Origin of the sequence: Corynebacterium sp. CTNIH16 (genome assembly GCF_032821655.1) — a bacterium.
GTDB lineage: Bacteria > Actinomycetota > Actinomycetes > Mycobacteriales > Mycobacteriaceae > Corynebacterium > Corynebacterium marquesiae.
In genome coordinates this window covers 205,537-220,394 of sequence record NZ_JAVBIG010000001.1, presented here as the reverse complement: position 1 = coordinate 220,394, position 14,858 = coordinate 205,537, and the positions used below count along the sequence as shown (strand labels likewise).

10 protein-coding genes are annotated in these 14,858 nt (G+C 59.0%); all 10 read left to right on the top strand.

Features of this window, described 5'->3' with window-relative positions:
• The first annotated feature begins 21 nt into the window (after positions 1–21).
• The 10 genes from smc to RAE04_RS01005 all read left to right on the top strand — a co-directional run bounded on the left by smc (position 22) and on the right by RAE04_RS01005 (position 14,843).
• Complete coding sequence (smc, locus tag RAE04_RS01050) at positions 22–3,543, top strand: chromosome segregation protein SMC (RefSeq protein ID WP_317026125.1); 3,522 nt, start codon at positions 22–24, stop codon at positions 3,541–3,543.
• Positions 3,544–3,632: 89 nt separating this feature from the next.
• Positions 3,633–5,585, top strand: coding sequence for a signal recognition particle-docking protein FtsY (ftsY, locus tag RAE04_RS01045; RefSeq protein WP_317026124.1), 1,953 nt, complete (start codon positions 3,633–3,635; stop codon positions 5,583–5,585).
• A 371-nt stretch (positions 5,586–5,956) separates the two neighbouring features.
• The gene (locus RAE04_RS01040; protein ID WP_317026123.1) at positions 5,957–8,935 is read left to right on the top strand and encodes a DUF4040 family protein; all 2,979 of its coding nucleotides are present in this window, start codon (positions 5,957–5,959) and stop codon (positions 8,933–8,935) included.
• The gene (locus RAE04_RS01035; protein ID WP_284838811.1) at positions 8,935–9,411 is read left to right on the top strand and encodes a sodium:proton antiporter; all 477 of its coding nucleotides are present in this window, start codon (positions 8,935–8,937) and stop codon (positions 9,409–9,411) included. Before RAE04_RS01040 ends, RAE04_RS01035 begins: the two co-directional genes overlap by 1 nt.
• The gene (locus RAE04_RS01030) at positions 9,411–10,952 is read left to right on the top strand and encodes a monovalent cation/H+ antiporter subunit D family protein (RefSeq protein ID WP_317026122.1); all 1,542 of its coding nucleotides are present in this window, start codon (positions 9,411–9,413) and stop codon (positions 10,950–10,952) included. The genes RAE04_RS01035 and RAE04_RS01030 overlap by 1 nt, the downstream gene beginning before the upstream one ends.
• Entirely contained in the window at positions 10,953–11,486 is a 534-nt protein-coding gene (locus tag RAE04_RS01025; RefSeq protein WP_317026121.1) for a monovalent cation/H+ antiporter subunit E, read from the top strand.
• Positions 11,483–11,773, top strand: a complete 291-nt coding sequence (locus RAE04_RS01020; protein WP_023021278.1) for a hypothetical protein — start codon at positions 11,483–11,485, stop codon at positions 11,771–11,773. Before RAE04_RS01025 ends, RAE04_RS01020 begins: the two co-directional genes overlap by 4 nt.
• Positions 11,774–11,776: 3 nt before the next feature.
• Complete coding sequence (locus tag RAE04_RS01015) at positions 11,777–12,145, top strand: Na+/H+ antiporter subunit G (protein ID WP_198491644.1); 369 nt, start codon at positions 11,777–11,779, stop codon at positions 12,143–12,145.
• 229 nt (positions 12,146–12,374) lie between these two features.
• The gene (locus tag RAE04_RS01010; protein ID WP_239273121.1) at positions 12,375–12,713 is read left to right on the top strand and encodes a P-II family nitrogen regulator; all 339 of its coding nucleotides are present in this window, start codon (positions 12,375–12,377) and stop codon (positions 12,711–12,713) included.
• A 6-nt stretch (positions 12,714–12,719) separates the two neighbouring features.
• A complete protein-coding gene (locus RAE04_RS01005; RefSeq protein ID WP_317026120.1) occupies positions 12,720–14,843 on the top strand; it encodes a [protein-PII] uridylyltransferase in 2,124 nt (707 codons plus the stop codon).
• Positions 14,844–14,858 lie beyond the last annotated feature (15 nt).

Genomic DNA, 14,858 nt, shown 5'->3' with positions numbered 1-14,858 from the left:
AGGCTTGCTAAACTTACCCAAATGCACCTGAAATCGCTGACGCTGAAAGGCTTCAAATCATTCGCGTCGGCGACGTCTCTGAAATTCGAGCCAGGAATTTGCGCCGTCGTCGGACCGAATGGCTCCGGCAAGTCCAATGTGGTCGACGCCCTGGCCTGGGTTATGGGTGAGGGAAGCGCCAAGACGCTGCGCGGTGGAAAGATGCAGGACGTCATCTTTGCCGGCGCTGGTGACCGCAAAGCGCTGGGGCGCGCCGAGGTCACCCTCACCATTGATAATGCGGACGGTGCGCTGCCAATCGAATACTCGGAAGTGTCGGTCACCCGCCGGATGTTCCGCGATGGCGCCAGCGAATACGAAATCAATGGCGCCAAAGCGCGCCTGATGGATATTCAGGAGCTGCTATCTGATTCCGGTATTGGCCGCGAGATGCACATTATCGTCGGCCAAGGCAAGCTTTCTGAGATCCTAGAATCGCGGCCTGAGGATCGGCGCTCGTATATCGAAGAGGCTGCGGGTGTGCTCAAGCATCGCCGCCGCAAGGAAAAAGCGCAGCGCAAGCTCACCGGCATGCAGGCCAATTTGGATCGCCTGCAGGACCTTACTGATGAGTTGGGCAAGCAGCTCAAGCCTTTGGCCCGTCAGGCTGAGGCCGCGCAGCGCGCTGCCACTGTACAGGCTGATTTGCGCGACGCTCGCCTGCGGCTTGCCGGCGATAGGGTAGTGCGCCTGCGCAGCAAGTTTCAGGAGGCCGAGCGCGCGGCCGAGGTCCTAGCCGAGCAAGTAGAAGAAGTTACTGCGCAGCTAGAAGAGGCAACGGGTTCCCAGCTAGAAGTGGAAGCCCAGCTGGAGGAGATTAACCCCAAGGCGGATTCCGCCCAAAAGCTGTGGTTCGACCTATCCACGCTTTCCGAGCGCATTTCCGCCACCCAGCGCATCGCGGAGGAACGAGCGGCCAATGCCGACGCCCAGGTGGCCTATTCTGGCCAGGACCCGGATGACCTAGAGGCCCGTGCTGCCCGCGCGGACGAAGAGCATGCGGAGCTTCTCGCCGCGGCAGAGGAAGCTGCGGAACGCCTAGAGGCTATCCGCGAGGAGGTAGCAGAGCGTCGTGAGGCATTCGAGGCCGCTGAGCGCGAGCACATGGCGCAGCTGCGGGCTATTGCGGATAGGCGTGAGGGCGTCGTCCGCCTCATCGCCGCAGAAGAAAAGGCGGCAGGCCAGGTAACTTCGGCAGAAGAGGAGCTGGCGCGTCAAGAGGAGACCTTGACTTCTACCAAGCAGCGCACCCAAGCTGCCCAGGCGGAAGCCGATGAGGTAGCGGATAAGTTGCAGTCTTTGGCCGGTGAGCGTGAGCCGCTCGAGGAAGCCCATGTGCGAGCGGCCAGTGAATCGGGTGCGGCCGATAAGCGTTTGGAGCAGCTACGCGATGAGCAGCGCGAGCGCGAGCGCGCCGTCTACACGTTGCGCTCCCGCATCGATACCTTGGCTCAAACTGCGCCGGAAAAGATTGAGGTCGGCGAGCATTTCCAACCGTTGGCCGAGTTCATTACCACCAAGTACGAGACCGCGGTAGCTGCCGCGTTGGGTGCTTTTGCAGAGGCCCAGGCGGGCGAGATTTCTGCCCAGCTGATTGCGGACTTGGAAAAGGGCACGCGCTCTGCGCTTATCGACGTCTCCGTGGCCGCCCCTTCCTCTTCTTGGCGCGTGGATGCGACTTTGCCCGCAGGCACCTCGTGGTTGCTCGACCACATTGCGGTGGTTCCAGAGGTATCCGCCGCGCTGCACCGCCTCCTTGCGGATGTCGTGCTCGTCTCCGATGTCGCGGAGGCGAAAAAGCTGGTGGCCGAGGATCCCCGCCTGCGTGCGGTCACCGAATCCGGCGTGGTGCTGGGTGAAGGTTGGGTAGAAGTAGGCACCGGTGCCTCATCCACCGTCGAGGTTTCCGCCCGCATCGCGGAGGCAGAGGAGCAGTTGGAATCTGCCACGCAGGAGCTGGAAGAACTATCGGGCACGCTTGAGGGCGCGAAGATCGCGGCGGAGGATGCCCGAGTGACTGCAGCCTCGGCAAAGGCCGCCTTGCGCGAGCACGATACTGAAGTTGATGCGTGGAAGCGCGATCACCAGCGCCTGCTCAAGCAATACGAGGCCAATAAGAATGAGCACGAGAAGGCCGCGTCGCGCGCGACCGAGATCGAGGTCAAGCTGACCGAGGCCCGCACGCAGCTTGCCGACGCCCGCGATAGGCTCGCCCGCGTCGATGCGGACGAACAACCCGACGAACCCTCTTCGGTGGAGCGCGATGAGGCCTCCGCAGCATTAGAGCAGGTCAAGTCCATGGAAATGGAGGCGCAGGTTGCAGCCCGTTCTGCCCAAGACCACGTGGGGCAGGTAGCGGGGAAGGGAGAGGCGTTGCGTCGCCAAGCGCAGCATGAACGCCAAGCCAAGGCCCGCCATGAGCAAGCAATGGCGCGGCGCAAGGCCCAGGGAGAATTGGCCGGTGCGGTGGCCAAGCATTCCCGCGATTTGGCTGCCCGCGCCACGCAGCTCCTCGAGCGCGCGACCTCTGAGCGCGATGATTACTTTGCACAGCGCACCTCCCTAAACTCGCAGCTGCAGCAGGTCAAGCAACACGTCTCGGCCGCGCGGCAGCAGCTGGACCGGCTGACCAACCGCGCCCATGACTCGGAAATTGCTCGCTCCCAGGCGCAGGTGCGTGTGGACGAAGCCGAAGCCAAGATCGTGGAACAGCTGGGCATTTCGATTTCAGATCTCTTGCAGGACTACACTCCAGGCGAAGATTTCGACCGCGGGGCGGAAAACGCGCGCTTGAAGCAAGCAGAAAAAGACCTCAATTCCCTAGGCAAGGTCAATCCGCTCGCGCTGGAAGAATACAAGGCTTTGGAGGAGCGCTATTCCTTCCTTTCCACTCAGTTGGAGGATGTCATCCAAGCCCGCAAGGATCTGGCGGGCGTTATCGAAGATGTAGACGCGCAGATTTTGCAACTGTTTACGGATGCGTGGCACGACGTCGAAGCAGAATTTCCTAAGGTTTTCCAGACCCTTTTCCCCGGTGGCGAGGGGCGGCTTATTCTCACAGAGCCGGAGGACATGCTCACTACCGGCATCGAGGTGGAAGCGCGCCCACCGGGCAAGAAAGTCAAGCGCCTGTCCTTGCTATCTGGTGGCGAGAAGTCGCTTACTGCGCTAGCGATGTTGGTAGCCATCTTCCGTGCCCGCCCCAGCCCGTTCTATGTCATGGACGAGGTTGAGGCAGCGCTTGATGACGTCAACCTGCGCCGCCTCATTGCCCTCTTTGAGGAGCTGCGGAAAGACTCGCAGCTAATCGTCATTACGCACCAAAAGCCGACGATGGATGTCGCCAACGTCCTTTATGGCGTAACCATGCGCGGCGATGGTGTTACTCGCGTGATTTCGCAGCGCATGAATCCCGCAGGCAGCGCCCCTGGAACGGAGCAAGCCAGCGAGGATGCCACTCGCTTGGGCGTAGATGCTCCCCGTGGTGACGAGGCGGGGAAGTAGCCTGGGCTCGTCGACTTCCCGCAGAAATCCTTCCGCTATAGGAGGGGGTTTGGCGTGCCGCGAGCTGAGAAGACTGGCACTATAGAGGCATGAATTCTTTATGGTTATGGATCGGCATTGCGATCGTCGTCATCGTGCTGATTATTCTTTTCGTAGTAATCGGCAAAAAGCGCGGCGACGCCAAGAAGGTGTCCTTTGATAAGCCTGCTGAGGAAGAACCGAAGCAGCTGACCCAGGAGCAAAAGTCCGGCAACTATCAAGCCAAGTCCGGCTTTAACTTTGCTCCTGCTGGCGGCGCTAAGGAAGCGCAGAAAGCCCCGGTTCAGGCGGACAAGTCAGCTCAAGCGCAGCAGGCAGCGAAGACAGAGCCGAATGCTACAGACATCGCCAACGAGCAGCTCAGCGGCAAGACCTCACAGTCTAAGGAAAAGCCGCAGGCACAGGCGAAGCCGCAGGCTGATAAGCCACAGTCTGCTCAGCCCACGACTGATGCCGCGGCAAACAAGCCCGTGGCCGACAAGCCTATGGCAGACAAGTCTGTGGCAGAGAAATCAGAAACCAAGTCGGCACCTCAGCAGGGGAAGCCGGCGAAGACCGACAAGTCGGCAGAGCCTACTAAGCAGGACCAGGCCCAAGCGCCAGCGGAGGAGAAGAAGCAAGCGGCAGAATCTTCCGCTGATAAGACAGAAAAACCACAGTCCAAGGGAACTGGCGCTGCGGCCGCGGCGACGACTGCTGGCGCGGCAGGCGTAGCGGGTGCGGTAGCTGGGGCGTCGGAAAGCGAAGAATCGCACGCGGACCGTGCCCCGGAAGCGGCTGGACAGCCAGAAGCTGCACCCAAGCCGGAAGAGCCGGCAGCTGCCGAAAAGGCAAAAGAGCCGGAAGACGTTGTCTCCGTGGAAAATGCCGAGGTAGAAGAGGAGTCCCCAGTCTTCGATGAGGTTGTTGAAGACAATGACGCGGAAGACATCGAGGAGCGGGTGGACGACCGCGAGGAAGCCGAAGAAGCCGCAGCTGCTGCCGAGGCACAAACCGGTGCAGCCGAAGCCGCCAAGGAACAGACCGAAGTTCCAACAGGCGAACCTGCCCCAGCACCGGCTCCGCAGGATGATATCGCACCCGCCGGTGGGCGTCTTGGGCGTTTGCGCGGGCGCCTTTCGCGCTCGCAAAATGCCATCGGTCAAGGGCTCATGGGAATTTTGTCCGCAGGCGATTTGGATGAGGAAGCCTGGGAGGAAGTCGAAGATACGCTCATCATGGCGGATTTGGGCACCAAGTCCACGATGAAAGTGACTGACTCCCTGCGCGAGAAGATTGCAGAGCGCGGCGTTTCCAGCGAGGATGAAGCCCGTGCCATGCTGCGCGAATGCCTGATTGAAGCAGGCCACCCAGAGATGGATCGCTCCATTAAGGCCATGCCGAATGAGGGCAAGCCAGCAATCGTAATGGTCGTCGGTGTCAATGGCACCGGCAAGACCACAACCACCGGCAAGCTTGCTCGCGTGCTAGTAGCCATGGGCCATAAGGTCCTTTTGGGAGCGGCCGATACTTTCCGAGCTGCGGCCGCTGATCAGCTTGAGACGTGGGGCCGCCGAGTTGGCGCCGATACCGTGCGCGGCAAGGAAGGCGCTGACCCAGCATCGGTAGCCTTCGATGCGGTAGCAACCGGCGTGGAACAGCAAGTAGATGTGGTCTTGGTCGACACCGCAGGCCGGCTCCATACCTCCACGGACCTGATGGACCAGTTAGGCAAGGTCAAGCGCGTGGTAGAAAAGAAGACCGATGTGGACGAGGTCCTGCTGGTATTGGATGCCACGGTGGGGCAGAATGGCCTTACGCAGGCACGAATCTTCCGCGAGGTAGTAGATATCACCGGTGTGGTTCTCACCAAGCTGGACGGCACCGCTAAGGGCGGAATCGTCTTCCAGGTACAAGAAGAATTGGGTGTTCCAGTCAAGCTTGTGGGCTTGGGCGAAGGCGCCGATGATCTCGCGCCATTCGAAGTTGAAGGCTTCGTCGACGCTCTGTTGGGTGAGAAGTAGCAGCCAACCTTGCAACTCCCCCCTGCATATCGGGTGTCACGTACGTGCGCCACGGTGTGCTGGGGGCGTCCTTCGTTTTCATGGGCGAGTTATAGCGTGCAACAATCTCGCGAATTCTTTTCTCTCTCATCTCGCTGTCGGTTCGCAGACTATGCAAAAAGTCCTATGCAATTGGCGCGGGAATAAGTCCTGCTGAGTGCCTGTGAATTCTCTGCCTGCGAGCGTAATTGTGGCGGTTGTGCTTGCCTTTTATGTAGCGCAGGGGAATGCTGCAATGTGGTTTGACCTTGGCGGGAATGGTAGCCTGAAAGGGCTGTATTTAATGCGAAATTCGCATTAAACCTAGACCAGGTTCGTGAGGCAAGTATTTCGTGACGCTACTTTATGCAGTCCTCCTCGCGGCGCTGGCAGTGATCTTGGCACCGGTAACCGTAAAGGTTATTGACCGAAAAGCAGGCTATCCACTGGCTGGCCTTTTTCTTATTGCAGCGGTCCTCATCGCCAAGGAATTTCCTGCCATTGCAGCCGGGGAGGAATTAAGTTTCCACGCCACTTGGGTGCGTGATTTCATCGCACCAGGCGTCGACGTAAGCTTTGCTCTCCGCGGGGACGCGTTGAGCATCTTCTTCGCTATGTTGGCGCTGGTCATTGGCGCCGTCGTTTTCACGTATTCGGCGGCCTATTTGCCCAAGAATGAGGGCAACACCAGCTTTTATACCTTGATGACAGCGTTCACGCTGTCCATCTTGTTGCTGGTTCTGGCCAATGACGTGGTGGTTTTGTTCCTTGCCTGGGAGCTAGTCTCCTTGGCTTCGTTTATGTTGATTGCTCGCTCCGGTTCAGGCGGCGAGGCTGGTTCGCAGCGCACACTGATCCTAACCTTTATTGGTGGATTGACCCTGCTGACCGGCTTGGGTATTGCCGCGACGGTGACCGGATCGACTACCGTTTCTGATATCTTGGCGTCCCCTGTATGGACGGAACGCCCAGGGATAACGGCAGCCGTAGCCGTGTTGATTGCGGCGTCCGCCTTTACTAAGGCGGCACAGTTCCCATTCCATTTCTGGTTGCCAGAGGCTATGGCCGCTGCCACCCCGGTATCGGCCTTCCTTCACGCAGCAGCGGTGGTCAAGGCCGGCGTATACCTGCTTATTCGTTTTTCCACCATCTTCCACGATGTGGCGGTGTGGAATTGGTTGCTCATCGTCGTAGGCATGGGCACCGCGGTGATGTCCGCGGTATTTGCAGTGCAGAAGACGGATCTGAAAAAGCTAACGGCCTATTCCACCGTCTCCCATCTGGGCTGGATTGTTGCCACCATTGGCGTGGGTACCCCGTTCGCTATCGCTGCAGCGTTGGTCCACACTCTGGCGCACGCGCTGTTTAAGTCCTCGCTGTTTATGCTCATTGGCGTCATCGACCACGAGGCTGGGTCGCGCGATATTCGCCGCCTAGGACCACTGTGGAATAAGATGCCGTGGACATTTGGCTCCGTAGTAATTGGCGCGGCCTCGATGGCTGCGGTGCCACCCCTTCTGGGCTTTGTGTCCAAAGAGGGAATGCTCACGGCGTTTGAGGACGCCCCGATTGGCGGCGCGGGCCAGGTAATCCTGCTCATCGTTGCTGGCAGCGGTGCCTTTTTCACCTTTACTTACTCCGCAAAGATTGTCTTCGGCGCCTTCTTTGACGGACCTCGCGACATGGGACATGTCCATGAAGCCCCAGTGTCGCTCTGGCTGCCCGCCGCTTTGCCGGGCTTTATGTCCTTGCCGCTGGTATTTGTGCTCGGGCTCTTTGATGCCCCGATTGATGATGCAGTGGCTGCCGTGGGATTGGAGCATCATTCGCACCTTGCCCTCTGGCACGGGTTCAACGTTCCTTTCCTTATCTCGCTAGTGGTCCTCATCGTCGGTATTGCCGGTATCTTTGCCCGCAAGAAGATGTGGGCAAGCTTTGAAGCTCACGAGTTCATGCCGCGCAGCGGCAATGATTTGCTGTATTCCCTGATGAAGGGTTGCTCCCAGTTGGGGCGCGTTCTGGGCAAGATGTCCGATTCGCATAATCCATCCCGTCATATGCTGCCGATTGTCATTTTGATTATCGTGCTGGCAGCTACCACCCTCATTCGCGATGGCGTCGACGGGGTAGCACTGCAGCCACGGGTGGCTGGTCTGGATAACCCATGGGACCTGCTGCCACTGGGCATCATCGCCCTAGCGATGTTTGGGCTGGTGCGCACCCAGAACCGCTTGACCGGTGCCATCATGATTGGCATTGCCGGCTCGGGCGTGACCCTGCAGATGTTCCTGCTTGGCGCACCTGACGTGGCGCTGACGCAGTTTATGGTGGAGGCCCTGTCCGTCATCGTCATGATGATGGTGCTGCGCTACCTGCCAGAAACCTTCCAGCCGGTGAAGAACAAATCCCGCAAGACCGGCTCCATCGTCATTGCGGTCTTGGCCGGTGTGGCTGCGTTCCTAGGCGTGTGGGGACTCATGGGCCGCCACGAGCGCTCCGATTTGGCGATGTGGTACCTGGACAATGCTCCGGACATCACCGGCGGCGACAATGTTGTCGCAACTATCATCGTGGAGTTCCGTGCACTTGATACCTTGGGCGAGCTTTCCGTACTGGGCATGGCTGCGGTGGTTATTGCCGCAATCACTACGACGTTGCCGCGGTTCCCGTTCAAGTCGGGTACACGCCCAGCGCCGTTTGGCCAGTCCCAGTTGAACTCCGTGCCATTGCGCAAGGGCGTGCACGTCGTTATCCCGCTGTTGGTCATTATGTCCGTCATCGTTTTCTTCCGCGGGCACAATGCCTCCGGCGGCGGCTTCCCCGCGGCGCTGATCATGGGTGCAGCAATCGGGCTTATCTATCTGTCCCGTGGCTCCGATGAAATTGTTTTCGGCCGCATGACTCCGATTCACCTGACCGGTATCGGCATCATCACCGCCTTGATCGCCGGCTTTGTAGGCTACTTGCACCACGGCATTGGCAATGGTGGCTTCCTGGCTGCAATCCATGCCGAAGCCTTTGGCCAACACTGGACCACCTCGCTCATCTTCGACTTGGGCATCTACCTAGCGGTGCTGGGTATGTTGACTATGGCGATTAACGCATTGGGCGGCTACCTGCGCCCAGGCACGGAGCGTGAATTCTTGCCATGGGTTCATAATGATGATTCCGCGCTGCCGACGACTCCACGCATTTCGCTTGAAGACGTCGACGATCCGTACCCAGACCCGATCAACCCTTCGACCGATCCGTTGGCCTTGCTGACGCCTTCGGAAGCAAAGACGAAGAGGAAGAGTAAGCGCTCCGCGGCTATCCGGGGAGGGGAGAAGTAATGATCCTTGCATTGACTATTGCTTTGCTCATCGGTAGTGCTGTCTATCTCATCCAGCAGCGCGGCTTGGTACGCATCGTGCTGGGCATGATGGCCTTTGGCCACGGTGCCAACCTGATGCTGCTGGCTACGGGTGTGTATTCCTACCGCGGAGAGTCCTTCCCATCTCAGGTTCCGCACGATCAGATGGCCGACCCGCTGCCGCAGGCCTTCGTGCTGACCGCCGTTGTTATTTCCATGGCAACCTCGACCATCTTGTTGACGATGGCGGCCATGGGCAAGAACGACGACACCGATGTGGTGGAACCAGTTGATGACAACACCATCGACCATGCCTTTTCGACCTTGGGACGCGACGCCCAAAATCGCCAAATTTTGGAGGATTCCACCAATCAGCTTGACCGAATTGGTGAGGTGGACCACAACACTCCCGTTGCAGAACGCGGCGCAACTGAACAGAAGGAGGATGACAAATAATGGCTGATGCTGTAGCTCAACTCCTTCCGTTATTTCCAGCGGTCCCGCTGATTGCAGCGGCCTTCGCACTGCTGGCACCGTGGCGTGCTCTACGCGATTCCATCATGCTTATCATCCCGGGTATTGGAATTTTCGCCGGCCTGGGCCTGCTCATCTACACCATGAACAATGGGGTAGTAGCCCATACTGTTGGCCTCTACCAAGGCAATGTGGGTATCCCGTTTGCGGCGGATGCCTTCTCCGCGTTGATGATCATTACTACGATGATCGTCGCGTTTGGTGCCAACTGGTTTGCCATTGTGGGTGGGGAGACAAAGTCTCGTTACTATCCATCGCTCACCCTGATTTTGATCACCGGTGTGTGCGGTGCATTGCTAACCGCCGACCTCTTTAACTTCTTCGTCTTCATTGAGGTCATGCTTCTGCCGTCCTACGGCCTTATCACCATGTCTGGTACGTGGTCGCGCTTGGCAGCCGGCCGTGCCTTCGTCTTGGTTAACCTTTTCGCCTCCACCTTGTTGGTTGTTGGCGTGGGTTATATCTATTCGGTTACTGGTGCGGTCAACCTAGGCGCACTGAAGGGCGCAGCGGCAGGCAATGGGCCGGTGACCGTGGCGGCAGGCTTGATCCTCATTGCGATTACCGCCAAGGCCGGCGTGTTCCCCGTGCAGTCGTGGCTGCCACGCACCTACCCAGGAACCTCCGCCGCGGTGATGGGCCTGTTTTCCGGCTTGCACACCAAAGTGGCCGTCTACATGCTCTACCGCCTCTACGTGCAGCTATTCGATCTGGAACAGCGCTGGAAGCTGTTGATCATCGTCATCATGATTATCTCCATGATGATCGGTGCCTTCGGCGGTCTAGCGGAAAATTCCATCCGCCGCGTCCTCGGCTACCAGATGCTCAACGGCATGCCTTTCATTTTGGTCATGCTTGCGTTTACCTCTGATGACCCACGTCGCGCACTGGCAGCTGGCATCATGTACACGATTCACCACATGGTGACCGTTGGTTCGCTGATCTTGGCCTCTGGTGCTATTGAGGAGACCTACGGCACGGGCTTGCTCAGCAAGCTTTCCGGCCTTGCTCGCCGCGACCCCATCATCGCGTGGATTTTCGCTGCCGGTGCATTCTCCGTCGTGGGCTTCCCACCGTTCTCGGGAATGTGGGGCAAGCTGATGATTGTCTTCGAGATCGCCCGCGTGGGTGGTGCTTGGGCCTGGATTGCCATCGCGGCCATCATCATCGCTTCTTTCGCTGCCTTCTTGGCCATGCTGCGCGTGTGGCGCAAGGTCTTCTGGGGCAAGGGCCTGCCGGAGGACAAGGTCCCGGATGAATTGGTCATCCGCAAAAAGCTCATGGCCCCATCCGCGGCTCTCATCCTTGGTTCGCTGTGCATGTTCATCTTCTCCGGCATCGTCCTCGATGTTGTGGATGCCGCAGCGGAGCAGCTGCTGGACACTAACGCATATACTGAAACCGTCTTGGGAGATGAGCCTATTGCCGTTCCCAATATCGATGAAATCCAGGAGGGCCGTTAAATGAACGCAATTGTGTATGCATTGTGGCTCATCAAGGAGATTTTCGTAGCCGGCATTAGCTTGGCACTGGCGGCCTTCAAACCGGATAACGAATACAATCCGGTTATCATTCGCTACCCCCTGCGCGTGACTAGTGCCTGGGAGATCTTCTGGTTTACGTCCTCCATTACCGCAACCCCGGGCACGCTCTCGCTCGGTTTGCGTGAACCGCCCCGCCAAGGGCTGCCGCGCATCGTGCTGGTACAGGCCGTCCAAGGATCCGACCCGGCGGGAATCGTGGCTGATCTGGCTGAGATGGAACAGCGCCTCGCCCCGCGGGTTAAGGACATCGATTATGGGGTGCCGGGCCAAGGGGAGACTACAGAATTGGATGAGGCTTTCTACGAGTATCCGCTGGAGTCTGTGGGACACTATATGCGCTCGCCTGACTTGGCGCGGGCGGAGGACACTCCGCTTTCAGAAAGCCAGGCGGACGTCGAAAACCCAAAGCGCCGCGCCCGCAACGTACAACGCAGAAAGGAGACCGAGCGATGATTGACTTTGCCACATTGTCCCCATTCGGCTGGGTCGTATTTGTATGCGTATTCATCATTGGCATCGCCACGTGGTGTGGCGTGCTGCTAGCGCTTCGTACGCGCGATGAGCTCACCCGCGCCATTACCTCGGATATAGTTTTCTACGGCATGATCTGCATGTATTTAGCGTGGTCGATGACCAATAACGCCCCGATGGCGTATTACATTGCACTCCTTGGTGCCATTGCCGCCGGTGTGCTACCGACGCTCTCGATGGCCCGCATTATTTCGAAGGGCAGGCGATAAACCATGGCCATTTCTGAAATTATCGCCTCGGTCCTGCTTATCATCGCTACCCTCTTGGTGGTCGCTACGGTGGTGTCGCTGTGGCGAGCGCCCGATGCCTTGACCCGTGCTAACTTGCTGGGCCCTACCGTGGGACTTGCGGTACCGCTGATCATCGTAGCCAAGCTAGTCGTGGACTTTGGCCGCGATGGCTTTTCCCTGTGGCTGCTCATCCAAGCACTGATCGCTTGCTTCGGCGTATGGATCATCGGCTCGGTAGGCTCCTTTTATCTGGGCCGTTCCATCTACGGCGTCACCGTCACCGACGTCAAACACGCCAAACACAACAATAGGGAAATTCAGACCGTGCACGCAGAGGAAGACGATATCTAGTCCTCTCCAGCCCCTTCTGGCGGCGAGCCGTTTCTGTTCCTGCGCGTGGCTGCGGGGAAGACAGAACAGCTCGCCGCTTTTCTGGTTGCACAGGAGGTCTTCTGAAACCACCAGCGCTCTGAATACGCAATGTGGAAAAGTTGCACAGCAATTGCTGTGCTCGGGCTAGAATGGGTGCACGTTATTCGGTGCCTGTAGACCCGCCCCGAAGAGTTAGCAAGGAGTAACAATGAAACTCATCACGGCCATCGTTAAGCCCTTCACCCTGCCGGAAATCCGCCAGGCTTTGGAGCAGCAGGAAGTACGCGGCCTCACTGTTACTGAAAGCCAGGGCTTTGGGCAGCAGCGTGGACACAGCGAGGTATACCGAGGGGCAGAATACGCCACCGACTTTGTGCCCAAGGTGAAGCTGGAGATTGTTGCGGCCGATGACCACGTCGAAGACATCATTAATGCCATTGTGGATGCTGCCTACACGGGCAAGATCGGCGATGGCAAGCTGTGGGTAACCCCGGTTGAAGATGCCATTCGTGTGCGCACCGGCGAGCGCGGCGAGGCGGCGCTCTAAGTCCGCATGCATACCGCCGCACAGATTCGCGCCGAGGCCCATGCCTCGGCGCTTCGTGTATTGCGCAGTCTCGAGCTTCCACCGGGAACAGCGCTCGCTGCCACCGGATCCTTTGCGCGCAATGAGATGACTCCGCACTCTGATATTGATGTCATCCTCATCTATCCGGAAGGTCACGAGCCAGATCCGGCTTTGGTGGAGCAGCTGTGGTACCCCGTGTGGGATGCCAAGTACCGCCTGGATTATGCCCTGCGCACCCCGCAAGAGTGCGGGGCGATTGCCGCCGAAGATGCCTCTGCCGGCTTTGCCCAGTTGGATTTGGCCTTTGTAGCAGGGCGCAAGGTTCTGGTGGATGAGGCGCGGGCGCAATTGCTCGCAGCGTGGCGGCGCCAGCTGCAGCGCGGCTTTGATGATTTCTTGGATACCGCGATTACTCGGTGGAAGCGTTCGGGCGCTGTGGCAGCGATGACGAACCCGGACTTGAAAAATGGGCGCGGGGGATTGCGCGATATTCAGCTCTTGCGCGCGATGGCTTTGGGCAACCTGTGCGACTTTCCAGATTTGGACGTTGAGCAGCGGCTGCTTCTCGACGCCCGCACGCTCCTGCACGTCACAGCCCGGCGCCACCGGGATATCTTGGATCCCGAGTTCGCCGCGGATGTAGCTGCGGACCTGGGGTTTGAAAGTCGTTATGCCTTGACAGCGGCTTTGGTCAGCGTTGCAGCCACGGTCAATAAGGCGGTGGAGCGCGGCCTTGCTACCGCCCGTGGGGTGCTAGGCCGTAATGCTTCAGTGACCGGCCGGGGCCGGCGCCGCCCGCTCGATGTGGACGTGGTGTCCGAGGGCGGCAACATTTTCCTTTCCCGCAATCCAAATGTAGAGGACCCGTGGCTGCTCACCCGCGTGGCGGCTGCCGCGGCACGCACGGGATATATCATCGCCGAGACCACGTGGCACCAGCTCCAAGGCCTGCCCGAGCTGCCGCTACGCTGGCCGCGGGCAGCGGTGGATGATTTCTTCGCTATTTTGTCCTCGCCGCGATGCACGCCGCGCGTCATACAGGACTTGGACCGCTATGGCCTATGGGAACGCTTAGTCCCAGAATGGGGGCATGTGCGCGGCTTGTTGCCGCGCGAGCGCAGCCACGTCAATGCGGTGGACCATCATCTCATCGCAACGGTAACGCGGTGCGCGCAGATGCGTACTTCGGTGGCTCGTCCTGACTTATTGCTGCTGGCCGCGCTTTACCATGACATAGGCAAGGGCTACGGGCGCCCTCATGCCCAAGTAGGTGCGGAGATGATTACCCGCCAGGCAGCCCGTATGCGGTTGAGCGTCGCCGATAGGTCGCGCGCCCAAACCTTAGTGGCAGAACATATCACCTTGGCGCGGTTAGCGGCGACGATGGACCCGGCTTCCGATGCCGCTCGCGATGCCCTCTTGGCTGCCGCGCATTATGACCAGCTGACTATATCCCTGTTAGCGGTGTTGGCTGAGGCTGATGCCCAATCGACTGGGCCTGGCGTGTGGACACCGCGAGTGGAGCAAGCACAGAAACTGATCGTCGCGCGGGCACTTGAGGCGCTCAAGCCACGTGTTCTCGACCGCCCTGCTGTGCATGTACCGCTATCTAGCGAAGGCGTTGCGCTCAAAGTGGATTGGGAAGACCAAGAAGTCAGCGTGTCGTGGTGCGGCACCTCTCAAGGGGAGCTAAAGCGCATCTTCGCCTTGCTATCGGCGCTGGGGTGGACCATCGTGCGGGCGAATATCGTTCGCGAGGAGGACGGTGTCTATAAGGCGGAGTTTTTCATCCGGACGGTGCAACAGACCCTAAAGGAGGCGGCCCAGGAGGTAAGGTTTATCCAGTCTTATAACTCCCGTACTTATACGGAGCTGCCAGATATCGAGGGAGAAGTAACCACCGCGGCTTTTGATGTGGGCGGCATTTTGGTCATCCGGACGGTCGAGCGCATCGGCGCTTTAGGGCACTTGGTAGAGGCATTGCCGGACTTTGTATGGCTGCGCCATGAGATTTTGGGCGCGACGATGATCGTCAATGTGTACCTCGCCGGGCAGGTTTCTCGCGCTACCGTGGTGGGGAATGTGACCAGGGCCCTGGCTAGGGACTAAGATTGAATAGTTGAA

Excerpts from the sequence above, each read along its gene's own strand:
- smc (WP_317026125.1), top strand. The coding sequence starts at position 22 with ATGCACCTGAAATCGCTGACGCTGAAAGGCTTCAAATCATTCGCGTCG.
- RAE04_RS01030 (WP_317026122.1), top strand. The coding sequence starts at position 9,411 with ATGGCTGATGCTGTAGCTCAACTCCTTCCGTTATTTCCAGCGGTCCCG.
- RAE04_RS01020 (WP_023021278.1), top strand. The coding sequence starts at position 11,483 with ATGATTGACTTTGCCACATTGTCCCCATTCGGCTGGGTCGTATTTGTA.
- ftsY (WP_317026124.1), top strand. The coding sequence starts at position 3,633 with ATGAATTCTTTATGGTTATGGATCGGCATTGCGATCGTCGTCATCGTG.
- RAE04_RS01005 (WP_317026120.1), top strand. The coding sequence starts at position 12,720 with ATGCATACCGCCGCACAGATTCGCGCCGAGGCCCATGCCTCGGCGCTT.
- RAE04_RS01035 (WP_284838811.1), top strand. The coding sequence starts at position 8,935 with ATGATCCTTGCATTGACTATTGCTTTGCTCATCGGTAGTGCTGTCTAT.
- RAE04_RS01015 (WP_198491644.1), top strand. The coding sequence starts at position 11,777 with ATGGCCATTTCTGAAATTATCGCCTCGGTCCTGCTTATCATCGCTACC.
- RAE04_RS01025 (WP_317026121.1), top strand. The coding sequence starts at position 10,953 with ATGAACGCAATTGTGTATGCATTGTGGCTCATCAAGGAGATTTTCGTA.
- RAE04_RS01010 (WP_239273121.1), top strand. The coding sequence starts at position 12,375 with ATGAAACTCATCACGGCCATCGTTAAGCCCTTCACCCTGCCGGAAATC.